The sequence below is a fragment of the Christiangramia flava JLT2011 genome (genome assembly GCF_001951155.1).
GTDB lineage: Bacteria > Bacteroidota > Bacteroidia > Flavobacteriales > Flavobacteriaceae > Christiangramia > Christiangramia flava.
In genome coordinates this window covers 2,655,162-2,668,128 of sequence record NZ_CP016359.1, presented here as the reverse complement: position 1 = coordinate 2,668,128, position 12,967 = coordinate 2,655,162, and the positions used below count along the sequence as shown (strand labels likewise).

Genomic DNA, 12,967 nt, shown 5'->3' with positions numbered 1-12,967 from the left:
TTCTGAAAAAAGAAAATCCCGGAGGAAGCTTCGGGATTTTTTTATTTAGATACTTCGCTGTTTTACCAGCCAGCGTTTCAAAAATGGTATTTCCAGTAAGAACAGTGATAAAAAAGCAATTCCGTAGAGCATAACCTGGGAAAAGTGTAGTTTTGGCAACGTTATATTCCACTCTGGAAGTTTCAGGTCATAAGCCACTTTCATCGGTTCGTCGGCATACAGCAGGTACACCCCAAAGCCCCAAAAAACAAGTGCCAGTCCAATCCAGATCCAGGCAGTTTTAGGAATAAGCGACTGATAGGGTTTTACCACCGGCTTCTCCTGGAGCTGTTGCAAAATAGCCATTTTGAATCCTGCGGAAGGCTTCTGTCTCCCTGATTCCTTGAGCAATCTCCCCAACAATTCTTCTTCCCTGTTAAATCGCTTTTCCATTATTTCTTGAAATTTCAGGATTAATATACTGTTTCAGGTAGGAAAACAGCTGTTTCCGTCCCCTGTATAACCTAATTTTAATATTGTCTTCGCTTAGTGCCGTGATCGTTGCAATTTCCTTTACCGGCAATTCGTCAAAATAATAATAATTGATGATTGCTGCATCGATCTCTGGCAACGATTTCACCGCCTCTTCCACCAATGCCAGCCGCTCCTCCCGCAACAGGCAATCAAGCCCGTTTTCCAGTCCGGCGGAATCACTTTCAGTGATTTCTTCCACGACCTGAAAGTGCTGCTCCCTATTCAATTTCTTCAACTTATCCAGGGATTTGTGGTATGCGATCCGGTACAGCCAGGTGGAGAATTTCGAATCTCCCCGAAAACTTTTCAACGAATGAAATGCCTTCAGAAAACTGTCCTGCGCTACTTCTTCCGCTTCTTCCCGACTCTTCAGGATCCGAAGACAATTGGTAAACACAAAATCCTGGTAACGCTCCACCAGCTCGCCATAAGCCTGGAGGTCTCCGGCCAGCACTTTTTCAATAACTAGATGGTCAGCGTTATCGTTCATTATCTATAGGACGAGCCGAAAGCGATTTCGGTTACAGAAAGTTCTAAGTTTTTTTTCGATCTTTTTTGTAACCGCTACATAAAAAACGTCGTCATAGAAGAAAACGAACATTTATTTCATTTAAAAACTACAAATTATGGGATCTGAAGTAATCATTTTACCAATCATTTTTGGCGTCATTTTCGGCATTTATTACCTGTACATCAGTGCCAGAAACCGCGAACGCCTGGCGCTTATTGAAAAGGGAGCGGAAGCCAGTATTTTTTACAGCAAAAAGAAGCACATCACTCCGGTTTGGAAGGTCATCGTGATTAACCTTGGGTTATTACTCATGGGTATCGGGATTGGGATTTTCGTTGCCAACCTGCTTACTGAAATTGGTATCAATAGCGACGTGGCTTTCCCGGGTACCATTTTCCTGCTGGCTGGTATAGGTTTACTTACCGGGTTCTTTGTGACCAAAAAACTGAGCGCCGATTCTTAGATTATCGCTTTTTCATCAATCAATCCCGGCTGTGACCGGGATTTTTTGTTCCTGAAAAGCAAATTTTAGTAATTTTAGACCAAAATAACAACCGCCAAAAAATGAAAAAGTTTGCGATCGAGATCAAATGGGGAATTATTTTCACCATTGTTGCCCTACTCTGGATGTTCCTGGAGAAACAGCTGGGCTGGCATGATGAATTAATTGCCAAACAGGCTATTTACACCAATTTCTTCGGAATAATAGCCATCATCGTTTACGTTTTGGCGATTCGCGATAAAAAGAAGAATTTTTATCAGGGCGATATGACATGGACCCAGGGATTCATTTCGGGAATGGTCGTAAGCGTTGTGGTTGCCATCTTGTCTCCGCTGGCGCAGTATATTTCTCTGGAAGTCATTTCCCCGGAATATTTTCCAAACGTTATAGATTACGCCGTGGAAAACGGCAGTATGACTCGCGAAAATGCCGAAGCGTACTTCAACCTGAAATCATATATCATCCAGTCGTTCTTCTTCTCACTGGTAGTTGGGATCGTCACTTCAGCGATCATTGCACTGTTTCTTCGCTCCAGGAAATAATATTCCGCAGCCAGAAAATAGAATTTAAATTTTCAGAAGTAGGTTGGGATCCGGGCAATTCTTAAGGTAGAAATCCAATTCCTCCCGCTGCACCACCCCGGGATAATCTCCAGCTTTTCCCTGCAACGACTCCATAATCTGAAAATGCAAATGGGGAGCATAATCACCATTTTCCTGCCGGTCGCCCAAAGTCGCAAACGAAGAACCTTTTTGAAGTTCCTGCCCAATTTCCAGGTTTTCCAAAGACTGCCTGCTTAAATGCCCGTAAAGTGTGAAGAATTTTCTTCCGGTTACTTCATGCTCCAGGATGATGGTTGGGCCGTAATCCCCAAAATGATCATTATCCTGAAAACTATGAATCCTGGAAGGTAGCGGGGCAAGGATCTCGGTTCCTTCCGGCACCCAGATATCGAGCCCAATATGGATATTCCTGTTAGAAGCGGTATTATTGAAGAGCTCACTGCGGTTGTAAAGCGTTCTTAATTCATTATAGCCGCCATAAGCCGCCTGCTTTCCGCGGTTCTTTAAAAATTCGGTAATATAAACAGAAAAAGCCGCCGAGGAGGCAACTTCCAGTTTGAGAAGATCCCGATTGTTTGCTGAAAGGTCTATCGCTGCATAATCCTGGCGATCAAAGCCTTTTACAACCGGCGTAAATTCTGAAGAAATCGTATCTAAAAAATCGGAAAAGCTCTGCATGCGGTCTGACTTGAAAAAGCCAAAAATAACCGCTGCAGATCAATTTACCAATACATCGCTGAAATTTGCTTTAATACTAATGCTTCCGTTGGCATTCTGGGACTTATTGTAACCGCTCAAAGTTTCCGTGTCGTACGATTTGGAAGATTTCAACGTAATCGATTTTGGATATTTAATCTTGCTTTGGGTACCGTCATAGGTGAAATTGAAAGCAGCATCCGGAATAGACAATTCCAGATCGCTGTTTTCCAGGGTAATGTTCAGGTTTTCAAATCCGCTTCCCAGGTTATTAATATTAAGTTTCCCAAAAGATCCACTCAAAATACCGGTTTTCTGAAGCTGGTTGATCACCACATCACTGGAATTGGAATTCAGCTTAATGCTCACAGCCTTGTCGATTTTACAATGTTGTACAAAATCTGTTGACAACACCCCATATTCCCAGGTGTTGATACTTACCGGCGTGTAGGCCGCCTTAATATTGGTTCCCTTCCCTTCTATTCGGTTAGCTGAAAGCCGGCTGTGAGACAGCTCGGCTTTCAGGTTTTTGGTAACACTTCCCAATTTCAGTTCTCCATGGCGTACATTCAGCTCCAGTTTGGCATCTTTAGGTACTTTTAACCGAATGGTTTTTTTGGAGGTCATCACCTCTTCCATCACCTTCATTTCGGCTTCTTTTCCCGCAAACTGTGCTTCCATTTGCTTTCCGAATTCTTCCCCCCAGGCTTCCATTTTCTTCCCAAATTCTTCGCCCCAGGCCTCCATGTCTTTTTCGAAATCCTTGCTCCAGGCTTCCATTTTGACCTCGTATTCCTTGCTGAACTTTTCGGAATCTTTTTCCATTTCCTTGGCCCATTTCTCCATCTTCACCTCGAAATCCTTTCCGAATTTCTTATCCATTTCTGCTTCCCATTTTTCCAGGTATTTATCGCCGTCTTTTTTATAGGCATCATAATCGAACTTGATGCTTTTCAGATTTTCTGAAAGTTCCGGCGGAAGCGGGTTCGCCGAAATATTTTCCAGGATGGGTCCAACCAGGTTGTTCATGAGTGGTTCCATGATCGCCGGAAGCTGCGCCAGTGGTTTCTCCAGGCCGGCCATATCAAAATTGAAGTTCATATCCATGGCATTCATATTCAGGTTCCCGCCAGATTTGATCTTAACCACACCATTTGATGAAGAGGTGCTAAGATCCCATGCTTCCAGGATTTTCTGCGTGTTTTCCTTATTCCCGGTATCACCATCGAGGATGGCTTCGATTTGTACCTCGTTGCGATCCCAGTTTTCGATAATCACATTGGTATGCCGCGAGTCAATTTCGATCTTCACATCGCCCGGCGTCTGATAGGTTTTGCTCAGTTTCTTGGTCTGGGCAACGGCTCCTGCCGCGATGAAGAGCAGGAATACAAAAGCATAATTAAGCCTGATAGTTTTCATAATGTTCGTTTTTTGATTGTTTTAATTCATTTAGTTTGGTCTTCAGCTTTTTCAAAAGGTCCAATCGCAGCTGAAGGTTGGCGATCATGGCTTCTATTGTTTCCTCATTGATACCGCTTTGTTCGATCTCGGTATTCAGGGCCACATATTCCTGGTCCAGGGTCTCCAGTTTCGACATGAAGGAGTCTACCAGTTCTTTATTTTCCGGAGTCAGGTCTATTTTGGCAAGCTGTATATTCAGGCTGGCCAGATAGTAGTCTTCTACTTTTTTGAATTCAGGAGAAACATCACTTAGACGGTAGTCGCTTTCATTCTTTTCTTCGGAAGCCTTGACCGGTTGGGTTTCCGTATCTACAATCTGGTTGCCCGCTTCTTCCGAAGAAGTCCTGGAGATAAAGAACAAACCGGCTGCCAGAATTACCACGATCACCGCGGCTACTTTCAGTAACTGATTCCATCCCAGGGAGCGCTCTTCGCTTGGCATTTCTTCATTCAGTTTCTCCAGAAAACGCTTCTGGTGCCCTTTTGGCAACGCACTCCTGTTATCCTGTTCCTCATTCCGGAACATTTCTCTAATATCCTGTCCCATTTCTCAAAGTTTTAAGTTCATCCTGCAATTTTTTCTTGCCCCTGTGTACTAAGGTGCGGGACGCCACCTGCGAAATATCCAGTATTTCGCTGATCTCCTCATGATCATAGCCTTCTATGAGGTATAACATCAGCGGGTATTTATATTTTTCAGGCAAATTCTCGATCTCTTTTTTCACCTCTTCGATCCCGATTCCATCTTCCACCTGCCAGTCTTCCTGATCTTCGACGGTTCCCAGCACCTGTTCATTGATGGCCACCAGTTCCATTTTTCGAGCCTTGAGCCTGTCGAGGCATTTGTTGATGACGATTCGTTTTAACCAGGCTCCAAAACTCACTTCTCCATTGAACTGGTGAAGTTTATCGAAGGCTTTTATAAAAGCTTCCTGCATCGCATCTTCAGCCTCCATCGTATCTTTCATAAACCTCAAAGCCACGTAATACATGCCGTCGCAGTACTTGTTGTATAATCGCATCTGTGCCTTGCGATTGTTCTCTCTACAAGCCTGTATGAGCTTATGCTGTATCAATTTTTTAATTTGGTTTGATTAGTTGTTCACCTTAATGACGAGTCAAAATTCGCCGCGTTGCAAAATTTCTGAAATTATTTTCAGTTTTTCTAATATTCTTAATTTTAGCATACTATCGCTGATTTCGATTGGCCCGATTCTTGAAAATCTCACAGTGTTATGAATAGAACAGGAAAATTACTTTTGAAGATCCTTGGAGGCGTGTTGGTGCTCGGCTTTGTATTGCTGATGATCGTTCGGTACAATACCAAAGCGCATAGCCCGGAAGATACCGTGACCTACGAGGGCAAAGATCTGAAAATGGAAGTTTTTTACAATCGCCCGTATAAAAAGGGCAGAGAGATTTTCGGAAAACTGGTTCCCTATGATACCGTTTGGCGAACCGGTGCCAATGAAGCCACCACCTTCGAGACCAATGAAGATATTTTAGTAGATGGCAGCCTACTGAAAGCAGGGAAATATACTTTGTGGACTATTCCTATGCCAAGCAGCTGGAAGGTTATCTTCAACGATCATATGTATCCCTGGGGCATCAATATGGATAAACAGGCTTACCGCGATCCGCAATATGACGCGCTGGTGCTGGAACGGCCGGTGGAAAGAATTCCCGGGCCGCTGGAACAGTTTACCATTAGTTTTGAAAATTCGGGAGAATTTGTAAATATGACACTGGCTTGGGATCAAACAAGTGTGAGCATTCCCATAAAAGAAGAGACGCCAGATGGCGCCTCGACAGAAATATCTCAAATTGAAAATGTTACTCGTCCAGGAGAAGATTCAATGTAACATCAATATTATCCCTGGTAGCTCTGGAATACGGGCACATCTCATGCGCTTCTTCCACTAAAACCTCCCCTTTTTTAACGTCTACCCCGGGAAGATAAGAATCGAGGATTACGGCTAGTTGCAGATTCCCCTTATCAGTTTTTCCCAGTTTTACGGTAGCAGTAACGCTAAAATCACCAAGATCTACTTTATGCATTTTGGCAACCTCCTGTAATGCGCTTCCGAAGCAGGCTGAATAGGCCGCTCCAAAAAGCTGTTCCGAATTGGTATGTTCACCGCCTTCGCCGCCCAGTGATTTAGGCATGCTCAGGGCAACATCCAGCACCCCGTCTTCGCTTTTCGCGTGACCGTTGCGGCCGCCTTCTGTAGTTACCTTAGTTTTGTACAATGTTTTCATCGCTTAAATAATTTAAGTAATTTAGGTTTCTTCAATATACCATGCTTGTGGTCACGAGCCAAAATACGAATTCATAAATTTGTCATAAATCAGCTTCAAATTGAGTGAAAAGCCAACAAAATCAGCTTTAAGCGAGTCGGAAAGCAAACCCGGTTCAGCCAGTGTCAACCCGGAATCTGGAAGGCGCATCAGGAATTTCAGGAAAAATCGCTTTAACGAAAAAGCCATTTTGGACCGACTGCTGAAAGGCAATAAAACGGCTTTAGGTCAGGCTATCACTTTGATCGAGAGCAACCAGCAGGCACATCAGTCAAAAGCTGAATTCCTGGTAGAAGGTGCTCTCCCCTATGCTCAAAAATCGGTTCGTATAGGAATTACCGGAGTTCCCGGGGTTGGTAAGAGTACTTTTATTGAAAGCTTCGGAAATCACCTGATCGAAAAGGGTCATAAAGTAGCCGTGCTGGCTGTGGACCCCAGCAGTTCGGTCTCCCACGGAAGCATCCTGGGCGATAAAACAAGGATGGAAAAACTGGTGACCCGGGAACATGCATTTATTAGGCCTTCTCCAAGTGGAGATTCCCTCGGTGGCGTGGCAAGGAAGACACGGGAAAGCATCCTGCTTTGCGAAGCAGCCGGTTTTGATGTGATCCTGATCGAAACGGTGGGCGTGGGACAGAGTGAAACCACCGTGCATAGTATGACTGATTTTTTCCTATTACTGAAGCTTGCCGGAGCCGGAGATGAACTTCAGGGTATTAAACGCGGGATCATCGAAATGGCCGATGGCATCGTGATCAACAAAGCCGATGGGGATAACATCAAACGGGCAAGAGATGCAAAACTGGAGTTTAACAGGGCACTTCACTTGTACCCCGAAAAGGAAAGCCAATGGAAGCCAAAAGTGCAGTTATGCAGTGGGCTGCACGGAGAAGGAATTTCCGAAGTATGGGAAATGATTTCTGAATATCACAAAAAGGTACAGGAAAATGGTTTTTTTGAAAAAAACAGGCATGAACAGAATAAATTCTGGCTTTTCCAGACGATCAATGAATATTTGAAAAACCGATTTTACCAAAATGAGCAGGTGAAAATTGCCTTAAAAGAACAATTGGAACTTATCGAGCAACACAAAACCACGGCCTTTGCTGCCGCCAAATTACTCTTGAATATTAGATAATCAGACCACTGAAGAAAGCATTTTCTGGATAAGCCATTCCCGGAACCGGAAAAACAGCCAGCCCAGGATCGCACCAAAGATCCAGCCAACCAAAACATCTCCCGGGTAATGCACACCCAGGTAGATCCTGCTGAAAGAAACTAAAATTGTCCAGAATATCAGGAGAATCCAGAAATGTTTATAGGTTTTATTAAAGATCAAAGACAGAAAAACCGCCACACCCATGGAACTTGCGGCATGAGCAGAGAAAAATCCAAAGCGGCCACATCGCTCGGCCACATAACGAGCGATTTTCATCAATTCTTCATCCTGGCAGGGACGTGGTCTTTCAAAACCATGTTTGAAGACATTGGCAAGCTGATCTGTGGCGGTCACCAGCAGGGCTACAACCACCATTGTTACTAAGGTAGGTCTCCAGCCAAATTTTTTAAAAAGCAAAAACAACAGGATCGCGTAAAAAGGAATCGCCATCCATTTGTCACTGATTCCCAGCCAGAGCCAGTCCCATCGCTCCGAACCCAAATTGTTCAGAAAAACGAAAAATTCTCGATCTAAAGCTGCCAGTTTTTCCATTAATCGTCCTCGTATCGACTTACCTCGCGATCATAGAATTCATTGGCCTGCTGAATAAGACCTTCGGCCTCGGCGCTTAGTTCCTTTTCATCATCCTTAGTGAATTCTTCAAACCATTCTACGTCATCATTTTCAAGATTTATGATGAAACGCGGGTATTCGGTATGGATCACAAAGATGGAATCAGGATGATCGGTATTGTCGCCTAGTATGAATTTAGGTAGTTCCATATTCTAATTTTTGCTGTTTTGAACGTATTAATTTTTTGCTCAAATAATTGAATCTAAAATACAATAATAAGGCTGATGATGTCAAACCGGCCATTAGGCCAAGCCATATCCCCATACTGCCCAGTTGTTCCTGACGCCCGAAATAAAAACTAACGGGAAAACCAATGACCCAGTAAGAGATAAAACAAATAAGGGTAGGCATCTTGACATCTTGCAAGCCGCGCAGTGCTCCAAGAATTACCACCTGCATCCCATCACTCAACTGGAAGAGAGCGGCCACAATCAGCAACTGGGCGGCCAGCCCAATTACTTCCAGGTTATCGATATAGAAAGTAGGGAGAATATCTTTCAGCAGGATAAAAAGAACTGCAAAAATCGCTTCGATTAAAAAAACCAGTAGGAAAATGGAAAAGGCCACACGCCGGAGCTCTTTATAATGCTTTAACCCCACCTGGTTCCCCACTCTGATCGTAGCAGTTACCCCGAGGCCTACGGCAATCATAAACGTCATAGATGCGAGGTTCAGGGCGATCTGGTTGGCAGCCTGCGGATTGGTTCCCAGGTTACCGGCCAGAATGATCGTTCCGGTAAATATCGCTACTTCGAAAAGCATTTGCAGGGCCGTAGGAAAACCTAGAGACAGGATTTTTTTGAAAATATCCAGTTTCAGCATTTCTTTTTTAGACCATTTGAAATATTCCGAAAATTTGACCTTTCTGCGAAGGATCTCCCAGATGAACCATAACATAAAAAATCTCGAAATGAGTGTGCCCCATGCGGCCCCTTCCAATTCGAGTCTCGGAAAAATCCAAACTCCATAGATGAGCAGGTAATTGAACAACACATTCACCAAATTTGCCAGCAACGTGGCATACATGGCATATCGGGTCTGGGAAAGGCCATCAGCAAATTGCTTGAAGGCCTGGAATGCCATGAGCGGGACCATGGAAAGTGCTACGATATTCAGGTATGGCACAGCCAGTTCCACCACTTCTTCCGGTTGATCGAGATAATATAGCAACGGTTTGGCGATGAGTAAAATAATGAAAAGAAATATTCCGTTAAGCGTGCTTAAAATAAGGCCATGATGGAAAAAGCTCCTACCACCTTCAATATCATCTGCTCCATCGGCTTCCGCAATGAGCGGAGTAATCGCAAAAGAAAAACCAATTCCGAGGGACATGGCGATAAAGACCAGTGCGTTTCCCAGAGACACTGCTGCCAGGGGCGCCGCACCCAATTGGCCGATCATGAGGTTATCAACCAGCCCAACCATGACATGTCCTAACTGCCCCAGCATAACCGGGTAGGCAATCTTCAGGTTTTTATGGAATTCTCGGGTATAATCTGTTAACTGCAAGCCTGCTTATTTGAGTGTGCAAAGGTAGCCCTTTCTGTTAGAAAAAAAGACCCCTAAAGCACTGAAAACTTCAGAAGCATAAGCAGGTTACATATCTTAATCAAGACCGTATTGATCCACCAAGTACATCAACGATGCCATGGTTGCAGCACCAAGCTCCAGTTCCCGTTTATTCACCGCTTCAAAGGTATCATTCGCGGCGTGGTGGTAATCGAAGTAACGCTGAGAATCAGGCATCAGGCCGGCAAGAGCAATATTCCCCGAATTCCCCAGAGGACCGATATCTGCTCCGCCACCGCCTTTGGCAAAAAGATGGATCAGGTACGGTTCGAACAAAGATTTCCAGGAAGTGATCTTCTCAAATTGTGCAACGCTGCTATTGAAATTGAAACCTCTTGGCGTAAATCCACCAGCATCACTTTCCAGCGCAAACACATGGTTTTCACCTTTTTCACGAGCCACCTCCGCATATTTATTTCCACCACGAAGTCCGTTTTCTTCATTCATAAAGAGGACAACGCGAATAGTGCGTTTCGGTTTATAGCCAATTTCCCTGAATAATCTCAGCACCTCCATGCTTTGTACGCAACCTGCACCATCGTCGTGAGACCCGTCTCCAAGATCCCAGGAGTCCAGGTGCCCGCCAACTACCATGATCTCTTCGGGTTTTTCTGAACCGGTAATTTCCCCAATGACATTATAGGATTGCACATCTTCATGCTGCTCACAGTTCATCTTAAGATATACCTGCGTTTCCCTGTTCAGCTTCAGCATGGAACTAAGATATTCCGCATCCTGGGTTGAAATAGCCGCCGCGGGAATTTGCTCCCTTTCAGGCAGGTCCCCATAGCTCATAGAACCTGTATGCGGAAAGTCATCAATTCGAAGGTTCATGGAGCGAACCAGCACACCTACCGCTCCCATTTTAGACGCCTCCATCGCGCCGGAATATCGCTGGTCCACACAGCCACTATAGGCTTTAAACGTCTGGATCAGATCGGCCTGCATCGGTCTATTGAAAAATACAATTTTCCCCTCGATATTCTCCTTTCCGTATTCTTTTAGCTGCTCAATGCCCTGGACCTCGATCACCTGTGCTTTCAGGCCCGTTGGAGCTGTAGGAACAGAACCTCCGAGTGCACAAATATCCAGTTCAGTGGTGGCCCCGGGACCGGTTTGCAAGTAAGCATACTCCCTGCTTCCACGCGTCCATTTTGGCACCATAACCGGTTGGAGCCATACTTTATCCAAACCAAGTGCTTCCAGTTCGGCTTTGGTATATTCTATTGCCTGCTGCGCTTCATAAGAACCTGATAACCTTCCGCCGATGTCATTGGATAAATGTTCCAGCCAGTCATACGATTTACCGTTCAGCAGCGACATATCGTAAATTTTACGAATCTCCAGGGAATCGTTAACTGAAGGATTCTGAGCAAATATGGTGGCAAAGGAAAAAATTGCCAAAAGCAGGTGTACAAATTTCATCTGAAAAAATTTAGGCCAAATAACGGTAATTATTACAGGAATTAAAACGCAGAAAACCCGAAACTATTCTTTTTCCAGCATTTTCTTATAAGCGTCCAGGTTTTCTTTGATTTCAGGAGCTAATTCCGGTTCCTGAACATCCTTATATTCCGAAAGCTTGTCCAGCAGAATTTTCGCTACGATATAACGCGCACTGGGTTTATCATCTGCAGGGACGATATACCAGGGCGTTTCAGGCGTGGAAGTTTTGGAAATAGCTTCAGCATAACAGTCCTGATAATCCTCCCACAATTCACGTTCTTTCAGGTCTCCGGGAGAAAATTTCCAGTTCTTGCTGCTTTTATTCAGCCTTCTCAACAGGCGGTGTTTTTGCTCATTTTTGGACAAGTGCAGGAAGAACTTGAAAATAATGGTTCCGTTGGCCTGAATATGCTTTTCAAAATCCAGGATTTGCTGGTAGCGTTTTTCCCAGAAGGCTTCATCAATATCTTCTACGGAATCGATCCCCGGGATGTTCTCATGGAGGATATAATTTGGATGAACCTTGGTGACCAGGACGTTTTCATAATGAGTCCTGTTGAATACGCCAAATTTACCTCGCTCGGGAAGCGCGATATAATGCCTCCATAAGTAATCATGTTTCAGCTCTTTGGAAGTTGGAGTCTTAAAACTATGAACCACCACTCCACGACTATTGAAGTCCTTAAACACTTCCCGAATCAGGCTGTCTTTCCCGGCCGTATCCATTCCCTGCAAACACACCAAAACCGAATATTTTCCGTGGGCATATAGCACGTCCTGCCATTCCCCCAGATCTTCACGCACATTTTCCAGCTCTTTTTCGATTTTCTTTTCCTTAGCCTGCAGGTCCAGGAAAGTAGGCCGTTCTTCAAGGTTTATGGCACCTTCAGCATAGAATTGGGACGGATTGATTTCTTTCATAACACAAAATTTGACTCCTTAAAGATAGAATATTTAACAGATTAATTTTTTTATCTTCGCAGCAAACACGATCAGCATTGGATATTCGCGAAAAAGAAGAAATCATTTCAAAAGTCACCACGCTCCTCAAAGAGATCCCCTCTTCCAGAGACGTGGTTCGAAAAGGTAAAAATGAAGACCGCCGTTACCGCTATCTGGCGCGACATATGGTTGAAAAAGCCATTGAAAAAGACGCGCTTATAATTTCAGAAAACGGTATGGGCATCGCTATTCTCTTTAAAACCAGCAAAAAAGACAACAATATCTGGAAGGATCTTTGGCAACAGCTGGGACTGGTGGTGAACGTAACAGGTATCAAAAATGCGATCGGTATCCTGAAAACCCAGAATTACATCAAGAACCAACGACCCCAGGAAGGAGAATACCTGTATTGCTGGTTCTGGGGAATTTTAAAGGAATCGAGAGGCGCAGAGACCCAGGTTGGTAAGGAAATGAAAGATGAATTTTTCCGGATTTCGCATGATACGGGGCTTACGCTGTATGCTGAAACACGTGGCAGAACCAATGCTATCGTTTACCAGCGAGTGGGATTTGAGCTTTTCCATGAATGGGATCATCCAAGTGGAGACACCATGTATTTCCTGAAATACGATCCTGCGAAAAACAAGCGGCCGGCAGATGCCAAATAAAAAGCC

17 protein-coding genes are annotated in these 12,967 nt (G+C 44.3%); 5 read left to right on the top strand and 12 right to left on the bottom strand.

Translation table 11 applies throughout. The annotated features are described in order from the left end of the window. Positions 1-45 precede the first annotated feature (45 nt). Together GRFL_RS11595 and GRFL_RS11590 are read right to left on the bottom strand one after the other, a co-directional pair. A complete protein-coding gene (locus GRFL_RS11595) occupies positions 46-432 on the bottom strand; it encodes a hypothetical protein (RefSeq protein ID WP_083644776.1) in 387 nt (128 codons plus the stop codon). Then, on the bottom strand, positions 416-1,003 hold the full coding sequence (locus GRFL_RS11590) for an RNA polymerase sigma factor (RefSeq protein WP_083644775.1): 588 nt from the start codon (positions 1,001-1,003) through the stop codon (positions 416-418). The genes GRFL_RS11595 and GRFL_RS11590 overlap by 17 nt, the downstream gene beginning before the upstream one ends. Positions 1,004-1,139: 136 nt before the next feature. Here GRFL_RS11590 and GRFL_RS11585 point away from each other — a divergent pair, with 136 nt between their 5' ends. Both GRFL_RS11585 and GRFL_RS11580 read left to right on the top strand, forming a co-directional pair. Continuing rightward, complete coding sequence (locus GRFL_RS11585) at positions 1,140-1,487, top strand: DUF6249 domain-containing protein (protein WP_083644774.1); 348 nt, start codon at positions 1,140-1,142, stop codon at positions 1,485-1,487. 101 nt (positions 1,488-1,588) lie between these two features. Next, positions 1,589-2,068 (top strand): DUF4199 domain-containing protein, encoded by a 480-nt coding sequence (locus tag GRFL_RS11580; protein WP_083644773.1) that lies wholly within the window; start codon positions 1,589-1,591, stop codon positions 2,066-2,068. 24 nt (positions 2,069-2,092) lie between these two features. Here GRFL_RS11580 and GRFL_RS11575 read toward each other — a convergent pair whose 3' ends face one another. From GRFL_RS11575 to GRFL_RS11560, 4 genes are read right to left on the bottom strand one after another with little or no spacing between them, the layout of a single operon-like run. After that, the gene (locus GRFL_RS11575) at positions 2,093-2,767 is read right to left on the bottom strand and encodes a peptidoglycan DD-metalloendopeptidase family protein (protein ID WP_083644772.1); all 675 of its coding nucleotides are present in this window, start codon (positions 2,765-2,767) and stop codon (positions 2,093-2,095) included. 39 nt (positions 2,768-2,806) lie between these two features. Continuing rightward, positions 2,807-4,204, bottom strand: a complete 1,398-nt coding sequence (locus tag GRFL_RS11570; protein ID WP_083644771.1) for a YggN family protein — start codon at positions 4,202-4,204, stop codon at positions 2,807-2,809. Continuing rightward, positions 4,185-4,793 carry a hypothetical protein gene (locus GRFL_RS11565; protein ID WP_083644770.1) on the bottom strand — a complete coding sequence of 203 codons (609 nt, stop codon included), beginning with the start codon at positions 4,791-4,793 and terminating at the stop codon, positions 4,185-4,187. Before GRFL_RS11565 ends, GRFL_RS11570 begins: the two co-directional genes overlap by 20 nt. Next, positions 4,777-5,268 (bottom strand): RNA polymerase sigma factor, encoded by a 492-nt coding sequence (locus GRFL_RS11560; protein WP_083644769.1) that lies wholly within the window; start codon positions 5,266-5,268, stop codon positions 4,777-4,779. Before GRFL_RS11560 ends, GRFL_RS11565 begins: the two co-directional genes overlap by 17 nt. 213 nt (positions 5,269-5,481) lie before the next feature. On the opposite strand from GRFL_RS11560, the gene GRFL_RS11555 reads away from it, so the two are divergent. Next, the gene (locus GRFL_RS11555; RefSeq protein ID WP_083644768.1) at positions 5,482-6,108 is read left to right on the top strand and encodes a DUF2911 domain-containing protein; all 627 of its coding nucleotides are present in this window, start codon (positions 5,482-5,484) and stop codon (positions 6,106-6,108) included. Here the strand turns inward: GRFL_RS11555 and GRFL_RS11550 are convergent. Beyond that, the gene (locus GRFL_RS11550; protein WP_083644767.1) at positions 6,080-6,505 is read right to left on the bottom strand and encodes an organic hydroperoxide resistance protein; all 426 of its coding nucleotides are present in this window, start codon (positions 6,503-6,505) and stop codon (positions 6,080-6,082) included. The genes GRFL_RS11555 and GRFL_RS11550 overlap by 29 nt on opposite strands. Positions 6,506-6,605: 100 nt before the next feature. On the opposite strand from GRFL_RS11550, the gene meaB reads away from it, so the two are divergent. Beyond that, positions 6,606-7,682: a methylmalonyl Co-A mutase-associated GTPase MeaB gene (gene meaB / locus GRFL_RS11545; RefSeq protein ID WP_083644766.1), complete on the top strand. Its 1,077-nt coding sequence runs from the start codon at positions 6,606-6,608 to the stop codon at positions 7,680-7,682. Here meaB and GRFL_RS11540 read toward each other — a convergent pair whose 3' ends face one another. The 5 genes from GRFL_RS11540 to GRFL_RS11520 all read right to left on the bottom strand — a co-directional run bounded on the left by GRFL_RS11540 (position 7,683) and on the right by GRFL_RS11520 (position 12,272). Then, positions 7,683-8,255: a phosphatase PAP2 family protein gene (locus tag GRFL_RS11540; protein ID WP_083644765.1), complete on the bottom strand. Its 573-nt coding sequence runs from the start codon at positions 8,253-8,255 to the stop codon at positions 7,683-7,685. Continuing rightward, the gene (locus GRFL_RS11535) at positions 8,255-8,485 is read right to left on the bottom strand and encodes a hypothetical protein (protein ID WP_083644764.1); all 231 of its coding nucleotides are present in this window, start codon (positions 8,483-8,485) and stop codon (positions 8,255-8,257) included. Before GRFL_RS11535 ends, GRFL_RS11540 begins: the two co-directional genes overlap by 1 nt. Continuing rightward, entirely contained in the window at positions 8,472-9,845 is a 1,374-nt protein-coding gene (locus GRFL_RS11530; protein WP_083644763.1) for an MATE family efflux transporter, read from the bottom strand. Before GRFL_RS11530 ends, GRFL_RS11535 begins: the two co-directional genes overlap by 14 nt. 96 nt (positions 9,846-9,941) lie before the next feature. Continuing rightward, a complete protein-coding gene (locus GRFL_RS11525) occupies positions 9,942-11,330 on the bottom strand; it encodes a M28 family peptidase (protein ID WP_083644762.1) in 1,389 nt (462 codons plus the stop codon). 63 nt (positions 11,331-11,393) lie between these two features. After that, positions 11,394-12,272: a PPK2 family polyphosphate kinase gene (locus GRFL_RS11520; RefSeq protein WP_083644761.1), complete on the bottom strand. Its 879-nt coding sequence runs from the start codon at positions 12,270-12,272 to the stop codon at positions 11,394-11,396. A gap of 77 nt (positions 12,273-12,349) precedes the next feature. On the opposite strand from GRFL_RS11520, the gene GRFL_RS11515 reads away from it, so the two are divergent. Beyond that, positions 12,350-12,961: a hypothetical protein gene (locus tag GRFL_RS11515; protein ID WP_083644760.1), complete on the top strand. Its 612-nt coding sequence runs from the start codon at positions 12,350-12,352 to the stop codon at positions 12,959-12,961. Positions 12,962-12,967: the final 6 nt, after the last annotated feature.